General features: G+C 67.7%; 23 protein-coding genes. 10 read left to right on the forward strand and 13 right to left on the reverse strand.

Going from position 1 to position 22,846, the window contains the following annotated elements:
• Positions 1-48 precede the first annotated feature (48 nt).
• Genes BLV31_RS01940 through BLV31_RS25685 form a run of 3 tightly spaced genes read right to left on the reverse strand, consistent with a single transcriptional unit; the run spans position 49 to position 2,757 of the window.
• A complete protein-coding gene (locus tag BLV31_RS01940; RefSeq protein ID WP_064061465.1) occupies positions 49-1,017 on the reverse strand; it encodes a phytoene/squalene synthase family protein in 969 nt (322 codons plus the stop codon).
• Positions 1,010-2,629: a phytoene desaturase family protein gene (gene crtI, locus BLV31_RS01945; RefSeq protein WP_064061464.1), complete on the reverse strand. Its 1,620-nt coding sequence runs from the start codon at positions 2,627-2,629 to the stop codon at positions 1,010-1,012. The genes BLV31_RS01940 and crtI overlap by 8 nt, the downstream gene beginning before the upstream one ends.
• A complete protein-coding gene (locus tag BLV31_RS25685; RefSeq protein WP_019290392.1) occupies positions 2,626-2,757 on the reverse strand; it encodes a hypothetical protein in 132 nt (43 codons plus the stop codon). Before BLV31_RS25685 ends, crtI begins: the two co-directional genes overlap by 4 nt.
• Positions 2,758-2,934: 177 nt before the next feature.
• Between BLV31_RS25685 and BLV31_RS01950 the strand changes: the two genes are divergently transcribed.
• Together BLV31_RS01950 and BLV31_RS01955 are read left to right on the forward strand one after the other, a co-directional pair.
• A complete protein-coding gene (locus BLV31_RS01950; protein ID WP_019290393.1) occupies positions 2,935-3,708 on the forward strand; it encodes a DUF427 domain-containing protein in 774 nt (257 codons plus the stop codon).
• Positions 3,705-5,126, forward strand: a complete 1,422-nt coding sequence (locus BLV31_RS01955; protein ID WP_006553364.1) for a DHA2 family efflux MFS transporter permease subunit — start codon at positions 3,705-3,707, stop codon at positions 5,124-5,126. Before BLV31_RS01950 ends, BLV31_RS01955 begins: the two co-directional genes overlap by 4 nt.
• Before the next feature lie 97 nt (positions 5,127-5,223).
• Here BLV31_RS01955 and BLV31_RS01960 read toward each other — a convergent pair whose 3' ends face one another.
• The gene (locus BLV31_RS01960) at positions 5,224-7,731 is read right to left on the reverse strand and encodes a bifunctional lysylphosphatidylglycerol flippase/synthetase MprF (protein WP_496559997.1); all 2,508 of its coding nucleotides are present in this window, start codon (positions 7,729-7,731) and stop codon (positions 5,224-5,226) included.
• A complete protein-coding gene (locus BLV31_RS01965) occupies positions 7,731-9,050 on the reverse strand; it encodes an alpha/beta hydrolase (protein WP_033097879.1) in 1,320 nt (439 codons plus the stop codon). Before BLV31_RS01965 ends, BLV31_RS01960 begins: the two co-directional genes overlap by 1 nt.
• A gap of 313 nt (positions 9,051-9,363) precedes the next feature.
• On the opposite strand from BLV31_RS01965, the gene BLV31_RS24890 reads away from it, so the two are divergent.
• A complete protein-coding gene (locus BLV31_RS24890; RefSeq protein ID WP_024102617.1) occupies positions 9,364-9,507 on the forward strand; it encodes a hypothetical protein in 144 nt (47 codons plus the stop codon).
• Here BLV31_RS24890 and BLV31_RS01975 read toward each other — a convergent pair.
• From BLV31_RS01975 to BLV31_RS24895, 3 genes are all read right to left on the reverse strand, one after another.
• The gene (locus BLV31_RS01975) at positions 9,476-11,029 is read right to left on the reverse strand and encodes a succinic semialdehyde dehydrogenase (protein ID WP_064061462.1); all 1,554 of its coding nucleotides are present in this window, start codon (positions 11,027-11,029) and stop codon (positions 9,476-9,478) included. The two genes, BLV31_RS24890 and BLV31_RS01975, sit on opposite strands and share 32 nt — an antisense overlap.
• A gap of 65 nt (positions 11,030-11,094) precedes the next feature.
• Positions 11,095-11,826 (reverse strand): GAF and ANTAR domain-containing protein, encoded by a 732-nt coding sequence (locus tag BLV31_RS01980; RefSeq protein WP_064061461.1) that lies wholly within the window; start codon positions 11,824-11,826, stop codon positions 11,095-11,097.
• Between the two features lie 159 nt (positions 11,827-11,985).
• Complete coding sequence (locus BLV31_RS24895; protein WP_019290399.1) at positions 11,986-12,255, reverse strand: hypothetical protein; 270 nt, start codon at positions 12,253-12,255, stop codon at positions 11,986-11,988.
• 43 nt (positions 12,256-12,298) lie between these two features.
• Here BLV31_RS24895 and BLV31_RS24900 point away from each other — a divergent pair, with 43 nt between their 5' ends.
• Positions 12,299-12,436: a hypothetical protein gene (locus tag BLV31_RS24900; protein WP_019290400.1), complete on the forward strand. Its 138-nt coding sequence runs from the start codon at positions 12,299-12,301 to the stop codon at positions 12,434-12,436.
• A gap of 33 nt (positions 12,437-12,469) precedes the next feature.
• On the opposite strand, the gene BLV31_RS01990 is transcribed toward BLV31_RS24900, so the two are convergent.
• Positions 12,470-13,096, reverse strand: a complete 627-nt coding sequence (locus BLV31_RS01990) for an SRPBCC family protein (protein ID WP_064061460.1) — start codon at positions 13,094-13,096, stop codon at positions 12,470-12,472.
• Positions 13,093-13,476, reverse strand: coding sequence for an ArsR/SmtB family transcription factor (locus BLV31_RS01995; protein ID WP_006553358.1), 384 nt, complete (start codon positions 13,474-13,476; stop codon positions 13,093-13,095). Before BLV31_RS01995 ends, BLV31_RS01990 begins: the two co-directional genes overlap by 4 nt.
• Before the next feature lie 67 nt (positions 13,477-13,543).
• On the opposite strand from BLV31_RS01995, the gene BLV31_RS02000 reads away from it, so the two are divergent.
• Genes BLV31_RS02000 through rraA form a run of 3 tightly spaced genes read left to right on the forward strand, consistent with a single transcriptional unit; the run spans position 13,544 to position 16,326 of the window.
• Positions 13,544-15,388 carry an AMP-dependent synthetase/ligase gene (locus BLV31_RS02000; protein ID WP_064061459.1) on the forward strand — a complete coding sequence of 615 codons (1,845 nt, stop codon included), beginning with the start codon at positions 13,544-13,546 and terminating at the stop codon, positions 15,386-15,388.
• 18 nt (positions 15,389-15,406) lie between these two features.
• Positions 15,407-15,790: a DUF5313 family protein gene (locus tag BLV31_RS02005; RefSeq protein WP_006553356.1), complete on the forward strand. Its 384-nt coding sequence runs from the start codon at positions 15,407-15,409 to the stop codon at positions 15,788-15,790.
• A gap of 47 nt (positions 15,791-15,837) precedes the next feature.
• Positions 15,838-16,326: a ribonuclease E activity regulator RraA gene (rraA, locus tag BLV31_RS02010; protein ID WP_006553355.1), complete on the forward strand. Its 489-nt coding sequence runs from the start codon at positions 15,838-15,840 to the stop codon at positions 16,324-16,326.
• 25 nt (positions 16,327-16,351) lie between these two features.
• Here the strand turns inward: rraA and BLV31_RS02015 are convergent, their stop codons facing one another.
• On the reverse strand, positions 16,352-16,573 hold the full coding sequence (locus BLV31_RS02015; RefSeq protein ID WP_006553353.1) for an RNA-binding S4 domain-containing protein: 222 nt from the start codon (positions 16,571-16,573) through the stop codon (positions 16,352-16,354).
• Between the two features lie 28 nt (positions 16,574-16,601).
• On the opposite strand from BLV31_RS02015, the gene BLV31_RS02020 reads away from it, so the two are divergent.
• From BLV31_RS02020 to BLV31_RS02030, 3 genes are all read left to right on the forward strand, one after another.
• Entirely contained in the window at positions 16,602-17,957 is a 1,356-nt protein-coding gene (locus tag BLV31_RS02020) for a cryptochrome/photolyase family protein (RefSeq protein ID WP_064061458.1), read from the forward strand.
• Between the two features lie 284 nt (positions 17,958-18,241).
• Positions 18,242-19,606: a TIGR01777 family oxidoreductase gene (locus BLV31_RS02025; RefSeq protein WP_006553351.1), complete on the forward strand. Its 1,365-nt coding sequence runs from the start codon at positions 18,242-18,244 to the stop codon at positions 19,604-19,606.
• Positions 19,603-21,066, forward strand: a complete 1,464-nt coding sequence (locus BLV31_RS02030; RefSeq protein WP_019290405.1) for an SDR family oxidoreductase — start codon at positions 19,603-19,605, stop codon at positions 21,064-21,066. The genes BLV31_RS02025 and BLV31_RS02030 overlap by 4 nt, the downstream gene beginning before the upstream one ends.
• A 144-nt stretch (positions 21,067-21,210) precedes the next feature.
• Here the strand turns inward: BLV31_RS02030 and BLV31_RS02035 are convergent, their stop codons facing one another.
• Both BLV31_RS02035 and BLV31_RS02040 read right to left on the reverse strand, forming a co-directional pair.
• Positions 21,211-21,801 carry a lipocalin family protein gene (locus BLV31_RS02035; protein ID WP_019290406.1) on the reverse strand — a complete coding sequence of 197 codons (591 nt, stop codon included), beginning with the start codon at positions 21,799-21,801 and terminating at the stop codon, positions 21,211-21,213.
• 30 nt (positions 21,802-21,831) lie between these two features.
• Positions 21,832-22,503, reverse strand: a complete 672-nt coding sequence (locus BLV31_RS02040; RefSeq protein ID WP_064061457.1) for a fasciclin domain-containing protein — start codon at positions 22,501-22,503, stop codon at positions 21,832-21,834.
• Positions 22,504-22,846: the final 343 nt, after the last annotated feature.

Here is a 22,846-nt window from a genome sequence, read left to right on the forward strand (position 1 = left end):
TGTCCTGTTCTGTATTCGTGTCCGAATGCCGGCTCGGCCGGTCGGGCCTCACCGGCCGAGCGGCGCGGTGGGCATCCCCAGTCTCGACCGTGAACGCAGCGTGGTCCAACCGGCCGAGGCCAGCCGCGGTGCCGCCACCGACAACCGCCGGCGCCGCGACACGCGTGCGCGCTGGTGGAGTACCCGGTATCCGCTCTCCTCCACCGCCCGCAGGATGTCGCCGTAGAGGACGAAGGCGGTCCGCATCGCGGGACGCACCTTCGGGTCGAGCAGGTCGATGCCCGGTTCGGCCACACGGTAGATCGAGCGGGTGTGCGCGATCAGGTGCGCGAGGGCGCGTTCGAACCGCACGTCGCGCTGTCCGGTCCGGCGGCAGTGCCACAGCAGGTCCTCGTCCACGTCGAAGGCGGCGAGGATGTCGGCGGGCAGGTAGATGCGGTCGCGGTCGAGGTCCTCACCCATGTCGCGAATGAAGTTGGTGAGCTGGAAGGCCTCACCGAGTGCGGCGGCGGGAGCCTCGGCCTGTTCGCGTTCGCCCTCGATCCCGAGGATGGGCAGCATCTGCAGCCCGATGACGGCGGCCGAGCCGTACATGTACTCCGACAGTTCGTCCATCGTGCGGTACCGCGACCGGAACAGTTCGGTGCCGGGGATGTCCATCCGCATCGACCGCAAGAAGGCGTAGTAGTACTCGTGCGGGATGTCGTACCGCTGCGTGGTGTCGACGAGGGCCCGCAGCACGAGACCGAATTCGTCGTAGGTCGGCGGCCTGACCCCGAGCGCGTCGGACAGACGGCGTTCGAGCGCGTCGAGAACCGGTGCCGCGTCGACCGGTTTCACGTCGACGATGTCGTCGACCATCCGCGCGAAACCGTAGAGGGCGTGCACCCCGGCCCGTTTGGACGCCGGGAAGATGCGGGTCGCGAGGAAGTAGGTCTTGCCATGGCGCCGGTTGAGCTCACGGCACAGTTGATACGCCTCGTGCAGATCGGGATCGATCCCGTCGAGTTCACCCATGGGCAACCGCACCTTCTTCCATCGGAATCGACATCGTCGTGAGCCCGGCAGTCGCGCCACCGGAGATACGTTCTGCGGCAAGACGTCCGGAGATAATCACGGTCGGGACGCCGACACCCGGCGTGGTACCCGACCCGGCGAGGACAACATTGTCGACGCCGTGCACGAGGTTCGGGCGGCGGAAGGGCCCTGTCTGCCGGAACAGGTGCGCCGCCGAGAAGGGGCTGCCGTCGAGCATGCCCTTGTCGGCCCAGGTCCGCGGGGTGTCGATGTGGTCGACTCGCATCCAACTCGCGAGTCCCCGATAGCCGCGCTGCTCGAGGACCTGCTGGATCTCCCGCATGTACGGCCTGCCGAGTCGGCCCCAATCGAGGGGTGCGGCAGCGAGATTCGGGCACGGCGCCAGCACCGAGACCGGTTCGCACTCGACACCGCCGCGCACGACCCGCAGGGACGGATCGGTCACGGCAGGTCGCGTGATGAGCAGGGACGGATCGGCCATCAACCGGCCGCGGCCGCGCGGGGCGGTGATCCGCGCGAAGGTCTCCGCCCACTCCTCACCGAAATCGATGGTGTGGTGGGAATCCGGCCAGGCCTGTGTCACCTCGGTGGGCACCGTGCCGTGGAAGACGACGGCCGAGGGCGACGCGACGGTGGCGCTGCGGGCGCGGCGGCGCGGCGGGACCCCGGCGCGCAGCAGCAGGTCGTCGACCACGGGCAGGTCCACGGTGAGGACGACGGCGTCGGCGGCGAACTCCCGGCCGTCCGCGGAACGCACGCTCTTCGCGCGGCCCCCGTCGACGCGGAGTTCCGACACCTCGACCCCGGTGTGCACGGTGCCGCCGTTGCGGACGAGCGCATCGACCATCGCGGCGGCGATGGTGGACATGCCGCCCTTCGGAAAGTAGACGCCGAGCGAGGTGTCCATGTGGGCGATGGCGCCGTAGACCGCCAGGGCCGTCGACGGTGCGGTGCCCGCGTACAGGGCCTGGAAGGTGAAGATTCGCCGGAGCCGGTCGTCCCGGATGAACGACCCGACGCGCGATCCGAGCCGGCCGAAGCCGCCGAGCCGGACGAGGTTGGCGGTGTCGCGCAGCGCCGCGGGTGTCGACACGAGGTCGAGCGGCGAATCGAAGTTGGAGTCGATGTAGCGGTCGAACTCGGCGTCGAAGATCGACGCGAGCCAGCGGCGCAGCCGCCGATATCCGCCGGCCTCCTCGGAACCGCACACGCGCGCGATCTCGGCGGTCATCTCGTCCGGATCGGAGTACACGTTCAGGGCGGTGCCGTCGGCGAAGCGCGCGTGGTAGCCGGGTGCGAGCGGGGTGAGGTCGAGCGCCGGGATGGTCGAGTCGAAGGATTCCCCGACGGCCGCGAGCGCGTCGGCGATGAGGTTCGGCATCGTCAGCACACTGGCGCCGTTGTCGATGTCGTAGAGATGCCGCCCGTCCTCGAACACCGGGTACGTTCCCACGCGACCACCGACCGTGTTCTCGCGTTCGAGGACGGTGACGCGCTTGCCGGCACCGGTGAGGTGGAGCGCCGCGGACAGTCCCGCGAGGCCCGCACCCACCACGACGACGGACTCGACGGAGCCGCCGACCGACCTCACGCCTTGCCTACCTGCGCGCGCGGGGTCGTCTGCTCGGTGCGCGTGCGCGCTTCCATGAACAGCTGGAGGAAACCCACGGACGGGTACGGGTGCCGATTCTCGTTCTGCCGGGCTTCGTAGTTGGGCATGATCGGTGTTCCTCTGGTCGTCGCCTGAGCGGCGTGGGCGTGCGTAGTGGTTCGTGTCGGTCGGTTCGGGTGACGGCCCTCACGCCGTCTCTCCCCGTATTCGGAGCCCGTCGTCGAGCGGATGGGTCGGGTCTGCGGATTCGTCCCGGCCCTGGACGGGCGCGATACGGTCGAGGTATGGCTGCCCGCAAGACCGCTGTACTCCGACGTCCGTCGGAGACCGACGACTACCTCTACGAACCCGTCGATCGCAGGATCAGAGGTGAGTGGTTCGGCCGGACGGTGGTCGACAGCACCCGGGCCGTGCTGGTGTGGGCACCCGGCAAGCCCGTTCCGTTCTATGCCTTCCCCCGCGAGGACGTCCGGCTCGACCTGATCGCGGCCTCCCTGTCACCGAGCCGCTCCCGGCAGGACGTCTGGCAGTGGTACGACATCGTCGTCCGCGACCATCGGGCCTATTCACCGGTCTGCCAGCTCGACGTCGACGGTCTCGACGACCGTCTCGTCTTCCAGTGGTTCCGGTGGGGCGAGACCGGGCCGGGCGACGACGTCGACGAGGGCGAACGGTGGTTCGAGGAGGAGACCGAAGTGTTCACCCATCCACGCGATCCCTATCACCGCGTCGACGCCCTGCGCAGCTCCCGGCACGTGCGGGTGACCATCGGCGACGTCGTGGTCGCCGAGACCCGCAACCCCGTACTCGTGTTCGAGACCGGCCTCCCGACCCGCTACTACCTCCCTCCCGAGGACGTCGACTTCTCGGTGCTCGAGGAATCCGAGTGGCGGACGAGCTGCCCCTACAAGGGCGTCGCCCGATACTGGTCGTTCTCCGGCACACCGCCTGCCGAGAACGTCGCATGGTCGTATCCCGAGCCGTTCCCCGGCATGGAGCCCATCGAGGGATACGTGTGCTTCTACGACGACGCCGCGGAGATCACGGTCGAGGAGTGAGTGCGTCGGCTGCGGGACGCAGCGCTGCCCCGATCCCCGAGCCGCGGGCCTGGCGCGCACTGGCGGCCCTGTGCGTGGGTCTGTTCATCACCCTGCTCGACCAATCGCTCGTCGCGGTGTCGCTGCCGCGTATCCGCGAGGATCTGGACGCGAGCATCAACCAGGTGGTGTGGGTGTCGGCGGCCTATCTGCTGACCTTCGCGGTGCCGCTGCTGGTCACCGGTCGTCTCGGCGACCGTTTCGGTCAGCGCAACGTCTACCTGGTGGGCATGGCGATCTTCACGGCCGCGGCCTTCGCGTGCTCGATGGCTCCGACGATCGAGTGGCTGATCGCGCTGCGTGCGGTGCAGGGGCTCGGCGGGTCGCTGATCAACCCGCAACCGCTGAGCATCATCCACCGGATCTTCGCGCACGACCGGCGCGGTGCGGCCACCGGTGTGTGGAGCGCGGTGGCCAGCTCGGCGGGTCTGTTCGGGCCCGTCCTCGGTGGGGTGCTCGTCGGTACCGGTGGGTGGCGGTGGGTCTTCTTCGTCTACATCCCGCTGGGCCTGATCTCTCTGGTGATGGTCGCGCGGTACGTGCCGAAACTGCCGACCGGGGCGCGTCGCATCGACGTGCTGAGCGCCGTCGTCTCGCTGGTCGCGGTCACCGGCGTGATCTTCTCCCTGCAGCAGGGTCCCGATGTCGGCTGGACCGTGTGGGTGTGGGTCGTCCTCGGTATCGGGATCGTGGCGTTCGGGGTGTTCGTGCGTCTGCAGCGGACCGCGGTGGCCCGCGGCACCGAGGCGCTGGCCCCGCTCGGGTTGTTCACCCGCCGCAACTTCACCCTCGGGGTGACCGCCGTGGCGACGCTGGGTTTCACGGTCTACGCCGTGAACCTGCCGATCATGCTCTACCTGCAGGTGGGTCAGGGACTGTCCGCGCAGGTCGCAGGTCTGATGCTGGTACCGATGGGCGTGATCTCGGTGATCATGGCGCCCTTGATCGGGCGGGTCACCGATCGGGTCGCGCCGGGCCGGATCTCCCGGATCGGTTTCTCCGCGATGATCGCGGCGATGCTGTCGTTCGGTGTGGCGATGCATCTCGAGGCCACCGTCGGCTGGCTCCTGATCCCGATCGTGCTGCTCGGTTTCGCGAACTCGTTGTGCTGGGCCCCGAACTCGACGATCGCGTTGCGCGACCTGCCCGGTGACCTCGTAGGCGCCGGATCGGGTGTGTACAACACCGCCCGGCAGGTCGGTGCGGTACTCGGTGCGGCCGCCCTCGGTGCGGTGATGCAGATGGGTGAGGGGACGCTCGGGTTCGGTGCCGCGATGGGCAATGCGGTGTTGCTCCCGGTGGTCTTCCTCTTGGTGGGACTGGTGGCGGTCTCCCGTTTCCGAGAGAGTTCCACCGTCACCAGCGCAACGGGTGCGTGAGCAACCGCCATCGGCGCAACGGGTGCGTGAGCAACCGTCATCGGCGCAACGGGTGCGTGAGCAACCGTCATCGGCGCAACGGGTGCGTGAGCAACCGTCATCGGCGCAGCAGGTGCGTGACCAGGCGTCCGCCTTCCTCCAGGGACATGTGGGGAAGATAGGCACGACCGACCGCGATCCCGATGGTCGGCAGCGCCGCCGGGTCCGGGAACACCATGTACAGCGGGCGGTAACGGGGCTGGAACTTCGCCTTGAACGCCAGCAGCGAGCGGAATCCGTATACCGGTTCGAGCGTGCGGCCGAGCAGATCGAGCAGGGCGTCGAGGGCTCCTCGGTCGAGTCCGGACCCACCGTCCATACTCGCGAGGGGCGCCCCCGACAAGCTCAGGAATTCGAGGCCCTCGTCGGCGGCGGACCGTGCCGCGGACGCGATGAGGAATTCCATGGCCGGCCGGAAGCCGTCCGAACGTCGCCGCATGAAGTCCAGCGTCAGCCCGACCACCTTCCCGTCCCGGTGGACCGGCATCCACGACGTGATCGCATGGACGTGGTCGTTCGCGTCGACCGCGAGCAGCAAACGGACTTCGGGATCGCGCAGTTCGGCGACTCCTCCGAGCGTGAACCCCATCTCGGGCAGTCCCTTGTCGGCCACCCATTCCTCGGAGATGTCGACGATCTGCTCGGTCACCGACAGCGGCGCGGCGGCGAAGGTCGTCCATCGCGCTTCGATCCCGTCCTTGGCAGCACGGTTGAGGGCGGTGCGGACGTCCTGGAACTTCTTGCCCTTGAAGGCGAGGTCCGCGAGATCGACGACGGTCTCCTCACCCACCTGCAAACAGGTCCAACCGTGGTCCCGGGCGATCGTCGCCGTCTCCTCGCCCACCGAGTACAGGCACGGTGTCCATCCGTTGCCGAGGCAGTACGCCGCGAACTCGTCGATCGTCTCGGTCATCGAGGCGCGCTCACCGATCGGATCCGTCGCCGTCAGGGCGACACCCGAGTGGACCCGATACGCCACGGCGTGCCTGCCGTCGGTGCCGAACCAGTACCGATTCCCCGCCCAGGTGGTCATCCACGACATCGATCCGCCGCCCGGGTCGTGCAGGAGTTCTCGCACCCGCTGCTCGTCGCCGAGGTCGACCCCGGCAGGGGGCACGAGGAAGCTGCGCCACAGGAGCACGCAGAAGGCGACCCAGACGATCACGCCGATCCACTCGAACAACAGGGTGGCGGCGGTGTCGAGGGGCATCACGGGAGGCTCGAAGAGCTGGAGGTAGACCGGTGGAAGGAGCCGGCGCGGCGCGTCGCGGAGCAAGGTGCCGATGCCGGGATCACGATCGAACCCGTCCGCCACCAGCGTGCCCACCACCACGTACGTCACGAGCGCGATGCCTGCGGCGGCTGCGGTTCCGGCCCATACCCGGCGATAGGTTCCCTGCGGTGCACGGACATCGAACAGGGTGCGGGTCAGCAGTAACAGGGCGAGCACGGAGACCAGCGCGAGGAGTGGCGCGAGTTCCATGGATACGGAGCTGTGCCGGTGGATTCCGTACAACAGGGAGCGGGTCTCGTCCTGTTCGGTCACGCGGACGATCGTGCTCGCGGCGGCCACGACGATCAGCACGATGTGTCCTCCGACCGAGAGGAACCATGCTGCCCGCCGCCCTCGACGCAGCCCTTCGGCACCGATCAGCAGCAGTACCGACGGCATGAGATTCGCGACGAGCGGACCTGCACCGGAGAGCCGAAGGGCCTGTTGCCCTTTCCGGCACTCGTCGTGCAGCGCGGGATCGGCACACACCTCGACGAGTTCTCGCGGGGTGTAGGGAACCTGCTCGAACAGCTCGCGTAGCGCGGACAGCGGTCCGATCGAGTGTGGGGAGAGCGCCGCGAAGATCGGGCCGAGCACGCTCGCTGCGACCACGAGCGCGACGAGCGTGCGGCGCTCCCGGATGGTGCCGCCGAGCACAGGACGGCGCACACCACGTCCGAACAGGAGCGGGCCGGCGAGCAACCCGGCCAGCGCGACGGTCACCCTGTTCACGTCCTGCAGGTGTCCGGCGAACAAAGCTGCGGTCACCAGGAAAACCAGCAGGAGTGTCCGGATGCGGCGACGCCACAGGGTGCCCATCGCGGTGGTGGAGGCGAGCAGGACGCCGAGCACCCACGCCAGCGGGTCCTCGGTGAGGTGGGTGTGCAGCTCCCTGCCCCACAGGTTCGGCACCAGGGAGGCGACCTGAGCAACGAGCAATGCGAGTGCCGCGCCCAGGCCCTGTGAGACGAGCGCGGCGAGCGTGAACCTGCGACTGCCGATGCGACGTTCGACCGGCACCGCGACGGCGAGGATCGCAATGCTTCCGAGCACATACTCACCGGGACCGGAGGCGAACAACCCTGAAGTCCACAGTGTCCACAGGTGGCCGTCGGTGATATTCGGGATCCCGAGCGACATCTCGGATGCCGTTGCGTGCGACGGCCCGTTCCTCACAGAACCGGTGACGACCGCCAGGAACCAGATCAGCACGAGCAGTCCGCACGAGACGGGCGCCCGGAGCACCACCGTCCCGGTGCGGGACATCAGCACCCCCGCCCCTGTGCGGCGCATCAGTTGCCGAGCCCGAGCCGTTGTGCGAGCCATGGCAACTCCTTCTCGAGCCCTGCGGACCACAGGGCGAAGCTGTGTGTGCCCGGCAGTTCGGTGAGGTGGACGTCCATCCCCGCGCTCCGAGCCAACGAAGCGAGTTGTTCCACCCCGGCACGGTATTCGGAATCGTCGAGTCCCACCACGAAAGCACCGGCGGAATCGGGATACCGATTGCGTGCGAGCAGGTCGGCAGGATTGTTGCGCGCGAATGCTTCCGCATCACCACCGAACACGTCCCGGATCGTCGACGCCCGGTCACCGATGGTCGGCTCGGCCTGTCCCGACATGTCCAGAAAGGTCGGGTAGACATCTGGCCGGGTGGTCGCGAGTTGCAGTGCGCACGTTCCGCCGTACGAGAGTCCGCCCACGGCCCGTGCCCGTGGGTCGTCGTCGACCTGCAGGTCGTCCCGTACCCACGCCGGAACGTCGACGGCCAGATAGGTCGCCACGTTGCCGAGATGCGAGTCGGCGCACAACGGGTTGTCGAACTGACCTCCGGTGCCGTCCGCGAGCACGACGACCGGCGCCAGGCCGTGATGCTGCGCGGCATAGGCGTCCATGGTGGACGGGAGATGTCCGCCCACGAGCCAGTCCTCCGGACTGCCGGGCTGTCCGGCGAGCAGTACCAGCACCGGCAGTTCCGGTCGTGGATCCGAGAAGTAGGCCGGCGGGAGGTAGACGCGGGCTTCCCGCGCCCGGAATCCGGAGACTGTTCCGGGAATTGTCACAGAGGTGACCGCACCGGTCGCAGGCAGATCGTCCGACGCCGACCAGTCCTCCACCGGCACGGTCTGCGATGCCCGGAGGGAGGGGTCGTCGAAGGGGACGGTCCGGTAGTCGCTGATTCCGAGAACAGTCCGAACGGTGGGATAGGCGTCGTAGACCGCGTCGATCCGGCCCGCGGCGGAGATCACGACGAGTACCGCAGACACCACGAGTGCCGTCGCGACGAGTGGTCGGGCCCGGTCGCGACGTCGCACGAACCATCGTCCGATCAGTAGGGAGACGGCGAGCAGTGCCGTTGCCGCCCACCCGTACACCGCCCACGGCAGACGATCCGGGAACGGTTTCCACACCTTCTCGATCAGGAGCGCGGCTACCACCGTCGAGCCGAGGGCGGCGGTTACTGCGAGGGGTACTCCGTGTGCGAACCACACCCGGTAGCGGCGGAGGAGCAACACGATCAGACCGATGACCGTGAGGATCGCGAACACCGCGGTCGCCGTGGGGGTGGTGAGCGGTATTCCCAGCACTCCGTTCACCATCCTGGTCGAGGACATGGCGATCAGTATGCGCGGCCTTACACCCACCTGTCCGACATCACCGTCGAGACCATCGCAGAACAAGCGGAGGTTTCTACACGCACGCGCTGATCGCCGCTACGGCGGCCGGTGCGGTGCTGTTCGTCGCGGTGGAACGACGCGTCGCCGAACCCGCGATCGGCTGGTGCTCCTGTCGACCCTCGGCGCGGACACCCGATCTGGGTGCTGGGCTGCTGGTTCGCCGTGCTCGGCATCGGATTCGGCACGTCCATGCAGCTTCTCGTGCTGATCGTGCAGAATTCCGGTTCTCGAGGCGTACAACGACGCGCTCGTGCCGATCTACCTGTACATTGCGCCGCTCGTGGTGGTCGCCGGGGTCCTGCTGTGCCTCGTCGTCGAGAAACCCCTCGCGACCACCATCGCGTGGAAGAGCGATCCGGCTCCTAGCGACCCGGCAGCCACTGCATCGACTTGACGAAGGGGGCGAGCACCTTCGCCCACATCCGCCGCGGAAGTCCGCGCGGGCCGTCGAGATTGAGCAGGCGCGTCGTCGCGATCGTCTGCGCCTCGGTGTACTTGTACAGGCCCTCCGCGCCGTGGCGGCGTCCCATGCCGGAGATGCCCATACCGCCCATCGGTGCGTCGGTGCTGCCCCATGCCGGGGCGTATCCCTCGTCGACGTTCACCGTGCCGGCACGCACCCGCGCGGCGATGGCCTCGCCCTGCGCCTTCGTCGCGCCCCACACCGATGCGTTGAGCCCGTACTCGGTGTCGTTGGCCTCGCGGATCGCTTCTTCGACATTCTCCACCGGATAGATCGACACCACCGGGCCGAACGTCTCGTTCCGGTAGCACTCGGCGTCCTCGGGCACGTCGGTGAGCACGGTGGGTTCGAAGAACAGCGGTCCGAGGTCGGGCCGCGTCTTCCCGCCGGCGACGACGGTCGCGCCCTTGGCGACGGCGTCCTCGATGTGCCGGGTCACCGTCTTGACCTGGCTCTCGCTGATGAGGCAGCCCATCTCGGTACCGAAGTCGTAGTCGGGACCGAGCGACATCTCGCGCACCCGTGCCCCGAACATCCGGATGAACTCGGGGGCGATCGACTTCTCGACGTAGATCCGCTCGATCGAGATGCACAGCTGCCCGGAGTTCGAGAAGCATGCCCGCACGGCGGCGTCGGTGACCTCGCGCAGGTTCACCCCGGAGGTGACGATCATGGGGTTCTTGCCACCGAGTTCGGCGGAGAACCCGATCAGGCGCCGGCCGGCCTGCTCGGCGAGCAGACGTCCCGTCTCCGACGAACCCGTGAACATCAGGTAGTCGGTGCTCTCGACGATCGCGGTGCCCACCACGGTGCCGGGACCGGTGACCACGGCGAAGACGTCGCGGGGGACCCCGGCCTCGTAGAGGAGTTCGACGACGGCGAGCGCGCAGTAGGGCGTCTGGCTGTCGGGCTTGAGCACCACGCTGTTGCCGGCGAGCAGGGCGGGGATCGCGTCGGAGACGGCCAGCGTCATCGGGTAGTTCCACGGCGCGATCACGCCGACGACGCCCTTGGGATGGTGCAGGACGGTGGTCTTCGTCAGGACCGGCAGCATGCCCGTGGCCTTGCGGGGGCGCAGGAGCTTCGGTGCGACGCGCGCGTAGAACCGCGCGGTCATCGAGATGTCGAGCACCTCTTCCTGCGCGGAGACTCGGGACTTGCCGGTCTCGGCCTGCGCCATGTCCATGAGCTGCTCGCGTCGGGACAGCACGAGCTCGCGGTAGCGGTGCATGATCGCGGCGCGCTTCTCGACGGGCAGCTTCGCCCACGCGACCTGCGCGGTGCGGGCCCGGTCGATCGCGGCCTTCGCGTCATCGGCCGTGCCGACCGGCACGGTGGCCAGCTCCCGTCCGGTGAACGCCTCGACGACGGGGCGGGTGGTCCGCTCGGCGGCGTCGGGGATCGCGATGAGGTCGGCAAGACGCTGGAAGGTCGCAGCGCTCGGAGCTGGCATGTTGCACCCCTACCGGTGAGTAGTACTTGCAGTTTCACTAAACCTACCCGGGTGCGTGTGTGCTGTCACACAGGCGTGGCGTCGAGGCCCGTCTCCCGATCGTCGCGTCGCTCGGGACCTGCTTCGACGATCCCCTGAGCGACCTCCGAGAGAGGGACGTTGCTGTCCTGCGAGAGCCGGCGCAACAGTTCGAAGGCCGCAACGGCATCGATACCGAAACGCTCCATGATCATGCCCTTGGCCTGCCCGATGATGTCGCGGGTCGCCAGGGCGGACGCGAACTGTCCCCGACTGCGGGCCGCGCTCATCGCCATCGCGGCATGAGCGGCCAGGACCTCGGCGGTCGCCTCCGCCGGAGGACCGAACGCCTCGGCTTTCGCAGAGAACATGTTCAGCGCTCCCATGCTCTCCTGATCGAGATACAGCTGGAACGACAAGGCACTGAACGCACCCGCGTCCACCGCGGCCTTCGCGAAACGCGGCCAGCGGGTCTCCGTCCGCAGGTCTTCGGAGCGCACCACGAGATATTTGAAGCTCGCATCGAGGCACGGACCTTCCCCGAACTGTTCCTGGACGTCGTCGAGATGCTCGGCGAGTTCCGACGTCGCGGCGAGAGAGCGGAAATGCTTCCTTCCGGTCACGATGAGGATGTCGGCGCAGTCGGCCCCCTCCACCAGTTCGACCGCGGCCGCGGTCACGCCGCGCAGGGTCTCGTCGAGATCGGCCGGATGGTAGAAGCCGCGAGCGAGCTGGGCCATACGCCGCCCGAGATCGCCCGCTTCCGACGCACGTGTCATGGGTTCATCCCTTCTCCACCGAGTTCGTAACCCCGCGGATCCGCCGACCGTATTGCCCGACTCAGCGAGCTCTACACCGCCGTCCTCCTCATCAGAACACGACCTCTTCCATTTCTACCCCGATAGTCTGGACTGATGGATCCGCCGGTGACCCGGTATCTACCCCGCGATGGTCACAATCCGGCCTACGGGGTGGCCGGAACCGGCCCCACCGACGTCGTGTGGTTCTTCGAGGTCCAGATGCGTCTGGACCTGTTGTGGACCGATCCGTACATGCACTCGCTCTTCGAACGCCTCGCCACCTGTTCGCGCGCCGTCTGTTTCCAGCGCCGCGGTTTCGGGCTCTCCGATCCCGTCGACCACGTGCCCACGATCGAACAGCAGGCCGAGGACGTCCCCGCCGTCATGGACGCCGAGCAGATCCGGCACGCCACCCTCATCGAGGATCGGCCCGATCGCCCAGGAAGCCGGAGTGGGAACCCTGGTGCTCTCGCACATGGTCCCGGGCAATCGGCCCGATTCCACCTGGGAAGGATGCGGCGCCGGATTCGACGGGCGCCTCGTCATCGGCCACGACCTCGACGTGATCGGCGTCGGAGCCCCGGCCTGACCCCGTGCGTCGGAGACGCAGCGTGAGCCCGTTCTATTCGCCCGTGTAGAACGCACTCGTCCGCTCGGCGGCTGCGCGTGCCTGTTCGGGGTCCTCGCCCGCGGCGATGTCGGCCTCGCACCAGCCTTCGCTGCTGTCGCGGACGAACTGCAGACCTTCCTCGGACATTGACCAGGTCTCGAATTCCTTCGGATCCACCGTTTCTCCCGATTCGATGTGCAGTCCGAGTCCGAGAAGCGCCTGGTCCCAGCCGATACCGACTGCGCCCGGACCGTACTGCTCCCAGTGCTCGTCGGGGTGGGCGATGTGCGTCAGTTCCAGGCGCGCCCGGTCTCCCGGTTCGGGCAGGACCGACACCTCGATCCAGCTCACGCGACCAGCGAATTCCCAGGTGGCCCTGAACGTCCGGGGCGGTTCGCAGGTGAGGACCTCACCGCCGGCGTTGCCCTGGAGCTGGTACCGGCCACCGACCTCGAGGTCGCCCTCGACGGGCAGGAACCAGCGGGGGATGCGCTGCGGGTCGGTGCACGCCTCCCACAGGTCCTCGGCGCTCGTGCGGTAGCTGCGCGAGATCGTGACAACCTTGGCCTCGTGGCCCTCGACGGTGCGACGACCGACCGTGCGGCGACTCGTCTCGTTGCTCGTGATCACGTTCTTCATGAGGATTTCCTTCTCTCGTCGGAAGCAGGGAGCGCGGGCGGGACGGCGTCGCGGCTCCGCCGCTCACGCTTGCCGCGCGCGATCTCGGTCTCCAGGGCGTCCAGCGCCGCGAATACCGGCGTATGCAGACCCGCGAGCCAGTCCTCGAGTTCGACGAGGACCTCGGGATCGAGTTCGTAGTAGCGGCGGGTGCCGTCCTTGTGGACGGCGGCGAACCGCTGGTCGCGCAGGATCTTGAGATGTTGCGAGACCGCCGGCTGGGAGATCGAGAACTCCCGGCCGATCGCCGCGACGATTTCACCGGCCACCTGCGGACCGCCCGCGAGCAGTTCGAGAATGCGGCGGCGAACCGGATCTGCGAGGACCTCGAACCCGTGCATGAACCAACTATATAAGTTCCTACTTATATTCACCAGAAGGACGGTTCCGCTACCTAGACTTCGACATATGACGACAACGACGCGCGTCTCCGAGGAAAAGGTCGACCGAGCGGTCATCGACGAACGGGCCCCCTCGGTCGCCCGCCTGTTGCTCGATCGAGTGGCCGCCACACCCGACGCCGAGGCCTTCCGCTACCCCGACGGGAAGGACGGCTGGACGTCGGTCACCTGGGAACAGACCGGGGATCGGGTACGACTGCTCGCGGCCGGCTTGATCTCCCTGGGTATCGAGGCCGAGGACCGCGTGGCCCTCGCGTCGTCCACCCGCTACGAATGGGTGCTCGGCGACCTCGCCGTCATGTGCGCGGGCGCCGCAACCACCACCGTCTACCCCACCACCCACGCCGACGACGTCGCGTTCATCGTCGCCGACTCTGGCAGCCGGATCGTCATCGCCGAGGACGCCGGGCAGGTCGAGAAGCTCGTGAGCCACCGCAGCGATCTGCCCGAGGTGGCGAAGGTCGTGGTCGTCGAGGGCACCGGCGACGGTGATTGGGTCATCAATTTCGATGAGCTCGCCGACCTGGGCCGTGGCCTGCTCGCCGAGGACTCCGGAGCGGTGCTCAACCGCATCCACAGCATCAGGGCCGAGCACCTGGCCACCCTCATCTACACCTCGGGTACCACCGGCAAGCCGAAGGGCGTGCGCCTGCCGCACTCGGCGTGGACCTACGAGGCCGCCGCCATCGACGCGCTGCACATGCTCAGCTCCGACGACCTGCAGTATCTGTGGCTGCCGCTGTCGCACGTCTTCGGCAAGGTGCTGCTCACCCTCCCTCTGCAGATCGGCTTCCCCACCGCGGTGGACGGACGTGTCGACAAGATCGTCGAGAACCTCGCGGTGGTCCGCCCGACCTTCATGGGTGCGGCCCCGCGCATCTTCGAGAAGGCCCACGCGCGCGTCGAGGCAATGATGGAGGAGGAAGGCGGCGCCAAGAAGAAGATCTTCGACTGGGCCGTAGGCGTGGGCCGGAAGGTGTCGAAAGCGAAGCAGGCCGGCAGGTCGCCCGGACTGCTGGACAAACTGCAGCACGGCCTCGCCGACAAGCTGGTCTTCTCCACCATCCGCGAACGCTTCGGCGGTCACCTGCGGTTCTTCATCTCCGGTTCGGCGGCGCTCAACCCCGAGGTCGGCGAATGGTTCGACGCCGTCGGCATCCCCGTCCTCGAGGGTTACGGACTCACCGAGACCTCTGCCGCGACGTTCGTCAACCGTCCCTACGCCAACCGCATCGGCACGGTCGGCTGGCCCGTCCCGGGCACGGAGGTCCGCATCGCGGAGGACGGCGAGGTGCTCGTCCGCGGCCCCGGTGTGATGACCGGCTACCACAACCGGCCCGACGCGACCGCCGAGTCGCTCTCCGACGACGGATGGTTCCACACCGGCGACATCGGCAGCCTCGACGACGAGGGCTACCTGCGCATCACCGACCGCAAGAAGGACATGTTCAAGACGTCGCAGGGCAAGTACGTCGCCCCGTCGTCGCTGGCAGCGACCTTCAAAGGCATGTGCCCGTACGCGTCGGAGATCGTCGTCTACGGCGAGGGCAAGCCCTACTGCGTGGCGCTGGTGGCGCTCGATCCGGAATCCGTCGGCGAGTGGGCGAACAAGAACGGTGTGAGCGGATCGTTCGAGGACATCGCACGGCACGACAAGACCCACGATCTGATCTCCGGATACATCGACGAGCTGAACCTGCAGCTCAACCGGTGGGAGCAGATCAAGAAGTTCACGATCATCGAGCGTGAACTGTCGGTCGAATCGGGTGATCTGACGCCGAGCATGAAGCTGCGCAGGAAGGTCGTCGTCGACAACTTCGCCGACAGGCTGGCAGGCCTCTACGAAAGGTGACGGCCTATCCTGGGTCTCATGATGAGTAGTGCACGACCGAATTTCCTGCAGCGGATCGGCTACATGTTCGGTCGCGCGCTACCGCCCGAGATGCGGGAGTGGGTACGCGACGACGTCCTGGGCCCCGGCGGAACACGCCGCTACCTGCTGCGATGGAACCTGCCGATCATCCCGCTGCTCCTGCTGTTCCTGCTGATCCCGGGGCCGGTGTGGATCCCGATCGCGATGATGCTGTTGCTGCTGCTGCCATGGGTCTACTTCTCGGTGGCGTTGATGCCCATCTGGCAGCGGCACCGCCTCCAGCAGCACGGTCTCGATCCGGAACTGCTCAGCGCGAAGGCACGCGCCCGCGCCGCCCGCGAACGAGAGGACTACGAACGCCGTTTCGGTCGCGCGTCCTGACCGGACCTCCCACGGTGCGGGGCAGCGTGTCCGCTTATCCTCGCACCATGAGTGACACCCCTGCCTTCACAGCCACAGCAGACCTCGCCGACGAGATCGGCCCGGACATCCGCAGCTGCGACACGCAGTTCATCCAGTTCGGCGGCCGCACCGAGTTCGTCGGCCCCATCACCACCATCCGCTGCTTCCAGGACAACCTGCTCGTCAAGCAGACCCTCTCCGAGCCGGGCAACGGCGGCGTGCTCGTCGTCGACGGCGGTGGCAGCATCCACACCGCGCTCGTCGGTGACATCATCGCCGGTCGCGGTGTCGACAACGGCTGGGCCGGGGTCATCGTCAACGGCGCAGTCCGCGACTCCGCCATCCTGCGCACACTCGACATCGGCATCAAGGCCCTCGGCACCAACCCGCGCAAGAGCACCCAGACCGGCTCCGGCGAGAAGAACGTGCCCGTCGAGATCGGCGGCGTGACGTTCAACCCGGGCGAGATCGTCTACAGCGACTCCGACGGCGTCGTCGTCCGCGTCGAGAACTGATCAGCCGAGCGCGCGGGTCGACCCGCTATTCGTGCGCGACCCGCGCGCTCGCCCCGGCGATCTCCACCACGTCGCCCACCTTCAGCTGACGGCCGCGACGCACCTCCACCTCACCGTTGACCGACACCAGGCCGTCGGCGATCACTTCCTTGGCCTCCGCACCCGACTCTATGAGGCTTGCGAGCTTGAGGAACTGACCGAGCCGGATCGACTCGTCACGGATCGGTACATCGAATGCGTCGGACATGGCACCCATTGTCCCCGACACTGGATCCATGGCCCGCCCCAGCATCATCTGGTTCCGTCGTGATCTCCGACTGAACGATCTGCCCACCCTGCTCTCGGCCACCGAGGCCGCCGACGACGTCCTCGCCCTGTTCGTCCTCGACGACGCACTGCTCCGCCCGTCCGGTGCCCGCCGGCGCGACTTCCTCATGGGATGCCTGCAAGCCCTCGACCGGGATCTCGACGGGCGCCTGCTCGTCGTCCAGGGAGACCCGATGGTGCTGGTGCCGCAAGTCGCCGCCGAGTTCGATGCGGCCGCGGTCCACATCAGTTCCGACCACGGTCCCTACGGCACGGGACGCGACCGAGCGGTCGCCGAAGCGCTCGGCGACGTCCCGCTGGTGGCCACCGGCTCGCCGTATGCCGTCACGCCGGGCCGCATAACGAAACCCGACGGCACTGCATACAAGGTGTTCTCGGCCTTCCGCCGCGCCTGGAACGACCACGGATGGCACACACCCGCGGCAACCGGACCGGACACCGCCGACTGGGTCGACCCGAGCGGCTGCTCCACACGCGTGCCGATTCCCGAAGCCGGCGACGAACCCACACCTCCCCCCGGAGAGGCGGCCGCACTGGAGCGATGGCGCGAATTCCTCGACGACGGTCTCGAACGGTACGCCACCGACCGTGACCGGCCGGCCTACGACGGCACGAGCGGCCTGTCGCCCTATCTGAAGTTCGGCTGCATCCATCCGCGGACCCTGCTGCACGACATGAGGAACCGGTCGGACGAGGGGGCCGTCACCTTCCGCAGCGAACTGGCGTGGCGCGACTTCTACGCCGACGTCCTGTTCCAGCGGCCCGAGACCGCCCGGACCAACTACAACAGCGACTTCGACGCCATCACCTACGATTCCGGACCCGACGCCGACGCCCTGTTCGCCGCGTGGTGCGAGGGCCGCACGGGATTCCCGATCGTGGACGCCGGGATGCGGCAGCTCCTCGCAGAGGGCGTCATGCACAACCGGGTGCGGATGATCGTCGCGTCGTTCCTGACGAAGGACCTGCACCTGCCGTGGTGGCGCGGGGCGCGACATTTCATGAAGCATCTGGTGGACGGCGATCTGGCCTCCAACCAACACAATTGGCAGTGGACGGCGGGCAGCGGCACCGACGCCGCTCCCTACTTCCGGGTGTTCAATCCGACCCGGCAGGGCGAGAAGTTCGATCCGACGGGTGAATACGTACGCAGATGGGTACCCGAACTGCGGAGCATCGACGGCGCTCGTGTGCACAGCCTGCCCGACGGCCCTCCGGACGGATACCCGGAACCGGTCGTCGATCACGCACACGAACGCCGCGTCGCTCTGGACAGATACGAGCGGATTCGCTCACCCCGATGAAGAAGACGGCGAAACGACCCATCCGGTCGTGGCGGTGCTCCGAACAACTTCTGGACGGACAACCTGTTCGCCGTACACCCAACGAAAGGACATCGCAGTGCGCGCTCTCGTCGAGGCAGCTTTCATGACCATCCACAACCCGCTCGTCGACGCATACACCTTTCTGATCAGCGTCCTTCCTGCTTGAGTGGATACGGTGCAGGAGTCCGCCCCGGCGCCGTCACCACCGGGCGCCCCGGCGCCGTCACCACCGGGTGAGCATCACTGCAAACAGGAGGTAGGGCATGGGCATCGAATTCTCGAGCGTCGTCGACGCACCGCGTGACGAGGTGTTCGACTGGCACTCCCGGCCCGGCGCCATCCTCCGCCTGATCCCGCCCTGGCAGCCGATGAACGTCGTCGCCGAGGCCGACTCCCTCGAATCCGGTACGGCCGTCCTCGGTCTCCCCGGCGGTCTGCGCTGGATCTCCCGGCACAGACCCGAGGATTACGACCCGCCAGCACGTTTCGTGGACGAACTCTCCCACGACGGCCTGTTGTCGCGCCCCGCCACCGTCATCGGCTCGTGGCGCCACGAACACCGCTTCGACGTCGTCGACGAATTCCGCACCCGCGTCACCGATCGCGTCGACACGCCGGTACCGGGCTGTTTCCTCACCCAGACCTTCCGTTACCGGCACCGCCAGCTCGCCGACGATCTCGCGAGCCACCGCTGGTCGCACGCGCAGGGCATCCGACCCGGGACGGTCGCGGTGACCGGATCGAGCGGACTCGTGGGTACTGCCCTGACGGCCTTCCTGTCCACGGGTGGCTACCAGGTAGTCCGCCTGGTGCGCCGGAAACCGCAGCGCACCGACGAACGATGCTGGGACCCTCAGGATCCGGCGCCCGACCTACTCGAAGGCGTCGACGCCGTCGTCCACCTCGCGGGCGCGTCGATCGCGGGACGGTTCACCGACTCCCACAAGGCCGCGATCCGCGACAGCCGCATCGAACCGACACGCCGACTCGCCGAACTCGCCGCGACCACACCCAACGGTCCCGCGACCTTCGTCTCCGCGTCCGCGATCGGCCTCTACGGTTACGACCGAGGAGACACACCGCTCGACGAGAACGCATCACGTGGAACGGGTTTCCTCGCCGACGTCGTCTCCGATTGGGAGGCCGCGGCACATCCCGCGGAGAAGAAGGGCATGCGGGTCGTGCACGTACGCACCGGCATCGTCCAGACACCCCGCGGCGGAACGCTCCAGTTGATGCGGCCGCTGTTCGCGAGCGGTCTCGGTGGCCGGATCGGCGACGGCCGGCAGTGGTTCTCCTGGATCGACATCGACGACCTCCTCGAGGTCTACCACCGTGCCCTCACCGACCCCGGCCTGACCGGACCGGTGAACGCCGTTGCACCGCAGCCGGTGCGCAACGAGGAGTACACCCGGGTACTGGCGTCGGTGCTGCACCGGCCCGCACTGCTGCCCGTCCCCGGTTTCGGCCCCCGGTTGCTGCTCGGCGACGAGGGTGCACGCGAGGTCGCCCAGGCCGATCAGTTCGTCGTCCCGAAGGCGCTGATCGACGCCGGGCACCGGTTCCGGCGTCCCGATCTCGAAGCGTCGCTGCGCCACCAACTCGGCCACATCCTGGAGGAACCGTGAGCGGAAAGCGTGTCCTGGTCACCGGAGCGACCGGCTACATCGGTGGCCGGCTCGCTCCGCGCCTGCTCGAGGCGGGTTACCGGGTACGGGTGCTCGCGCGCAGCCCCGACAAATTGCGCGACGTGCCGTGGGCCGACGACGTCGAGATCGTCCGTGGCGACCTCGACGACGCCGAATCGCTGCGCGCGGCATGCCGCGACATCGACGTCGTGTACTACCTGGTGCATTCGATGGGTGGTCGCGACGAGTTCGTCGACGCGGAGAAGCGAGCGGCGCAGAACGTCGCCGACGCGGCACGCGACCACGGCGTCTCCCGCATCGTGTACCTCGGTGGGCTGCACCCGGAGTCGGGTGATCTCTCACCGCACCTGTATTCACGGGCCCAGGTCGGACGTATCCTGACGGATTCCGGTGTTCCGACGCTCGTGCTGCAGGCCGGCGTCGTGATCGGTTCAGGTTCGGCGTCGTTCGAGATGATCCGGCATCTGAGCAACCGGCTCCCCGTCATGACGACCCCACGCTGGGTGAACAACCGGATCCAGCCCATCGCGGTGCGCGACGTCCTGCACTATCTGCTCGCTGCCGCAGATGCACCCCTCCCCCGCAGCGGCACCTACGACATCGGTGGGCCCGACGTCCTGCGGTACGGCGAGATGATGCAGCAGTACTCGGAGGTCGCCGGTCTGACGAAACGCCGGATCCTCGTCCTGCCCGTCCTCACACCGAAGCTCGCCGGTTTGTGGATCGGTCTGGTCACGCCGATTCCTCCGCCTCTCGGTCGCGCGCTCCTCGAATCGCTGTCGACCGACGCGGTAATGCGCAACCATGACGTCGACTCGATCATCCCCCCACCGGAATCCGGCCTCACCGGCTACCGCGACGCGGTCCGGCTCGCCCTCGGCCGTATCGAACGGGGAGAGGTCGAGACGACGTGGACGAACGCATCACCGGTCGGTGCACCCGCCGATCCGCTTCCGTCCGACCCGGACTGGGCCGGCGAGGTCGTCTTCACCGACGAGCGGTCACTCGAGTCGGATTCGTCCCAGGAGAAGGTGTTCGCCGTCGTCGAGAGCATCGGCGGCGAGAACGGTTGGTATTCCTTCCCGTTGGCGTGGACCATCCGCGGCTGGCTCGACCGGTTCGTCGGCGGCGTCGGACTCCACCGCGGTCGCCGCGACCCGAAAACCCTGCATACCGGTGACGCCCTGGACTTCTGGCGCGTCGAACGGATCGAACGTCCGACGCTGCTGCGCCTGCGCGCGGAGATGCGGGCACCCGGCGGAGCGTGGCTCGAGTGGCGGGTCGAACCGCTGGAGTCGGGCCGGTCGCGCGTGCACCAGCGGGCGATCTTCTTCCCGCGCGGAGTCGCCGGTCGTCTCTACTGGTACGCGCTGGTTCCCTTCCACGGCATCATCTTCCGCGGCATGCTCGAGAACATCGCGGGCACCGCCGGCCGCTAGAGCGATCCGCTACGTTGTTCGCCATCCGCTGCAGCAATTGCTGTAGCGGACGGCGAACTCGCGAGCGGATGTTCTCGGGACGACGGATCTGGGTGGTGTGCGGATCTTCCTCGGGATCCGCACACCACCACGATCGACCGAGAGTTACACGGCGCAGAGCGGTTTGATGTCCTGCAGTCCCTCGGTGGTGGGCGAGGTGAGCATCAGGCACGAGTTGTACCCGCTCGCCTCGACGACGTTCCGGATCTCGCGCCACGCGTCGTCGCTGACGACGGGCGAACGCGACAGCACGAATCCGGAGATGCGCGTCGGGTCACCGACGACTGCCCACGAGTAATCGTTCGCGAGGTACGTGACGATGTAGTTGCTCGGTCCGTCGAGCGAATCCTGGAAGGGTACCCCCGGAAAAGACACATGCAGTGCGGCAGTGTCGTTCACGCGGGCGTTCCCGATGATCCCGCGACGATCACCGGTGAACGTGGTGCACGAGTTCTCCACGCGCACGTTGCGTTCGTCGAGCAGCGTGTAGAACGCCGTCGTGTCGCGAGCGCAGTCGATGTTGTAGGGAGCCGGATTGGCGGCGAGCTGGTACCACTGCCCCACATACCGGTTCACGTCGAGCTCGGGAACCGGGGTGAGCGGCGCTGCGGCGGCGGGCGTGGCGAACAGGAGCGCGCCTGCGGCGGCGATGAACGCCGCCGCAAGCCCCCGAACGCCGTGTCGGGATCTACGCATGCCTTCTACCTTTCCGTCGTCCGGTATCGGTTACTGCTGGGGCATGAGAACGCCGTCGATCAGGTACACGGTGGCATTCTCGGTCTCGATGCCACCGCAGATCACGTTGGCGTCGTTGACGGTCCACATCTCACCCTCGCCGGCGACCTCGACGGTGCCGCCCTGGACGGTGGTCTGCGTGCCGGCGATATCGGCCGGGGTCAGCTCACCGGGAACCACGTGGTAGGTGAGGATGTCGGTCAGTAGAGCCGAATCCGTCTGCAGCGTCTGGACGGTCTCCGGCGGCAGGGCGGCGAACGCGTCGTCGACCGGCGCGAAGACGGTGAACTCGCCATCGTTGAGCGTCTCGACCAGGTTGACGTCGGGGTTGAGCTGGCCGGACAGGGCCTGCGTGAGAGTGGTCAGGATCGGCACGTTTCCGGCGGCCTCGGCGACAGGCTGGTTCGCGAGTTCCTCGACGGACGACGGGCCGGTAGGGTTCGCGGCGACATAATCGGCGCAGCCCGGTCCGACGGGGCCGGCAGCGGGGGCTGCGGTACCGGTTGCAGCCGTAGTGGTTTCCTGCATTGTCTCCTGGGTGGTCTCCATCGTGGTGGTGTCGGTGGTGTCCGTGCCCGAATCATCCGAACACGCCGCGACACCCAGCAGGGACATCGCACCGATTCCGACGACGGCCAGGCTCTTGCGCGCAGTGATGTTCATGACTGTGGTTCCCTTCGTAGGCCGTGGCCGGAAACGGCCACGTCGATCAGGTGTGTCACCGGTCATTCGAACCTCGGGTCGGCCCGGATGGGTCGGATCGAGAGATTTTTTTTCGGATCGGTATCCGGTGTTCGACCCATCCGTATTGCGGTCGGCTCCGAATGCAGGTCATGGACGACGTCGAGGATCTCCGACCGGCTCACGTATTCGTGTTGCCCGGTGGGCGTCCGGTCGGCACCACACCGCCGCGTCCGTGGCATCTGTCGCAGTTGCACATGCGTCGGAGGACACCCGGACCGATCCGCGGATGGCGCAGAGCCGGACGACGGCGGCGGGAGACCGG

It is taken from the genome of Rhodococcus pyridinivorans, from assembly GCF_900105195.1.
Taxonomy (GTDB): Bacteria; Actinomycetota; Actinomycetes; order Mycobacteriales; family Mycobacteriaceae; genus Rhodococcus; species Rhodococcus pyridinivorans.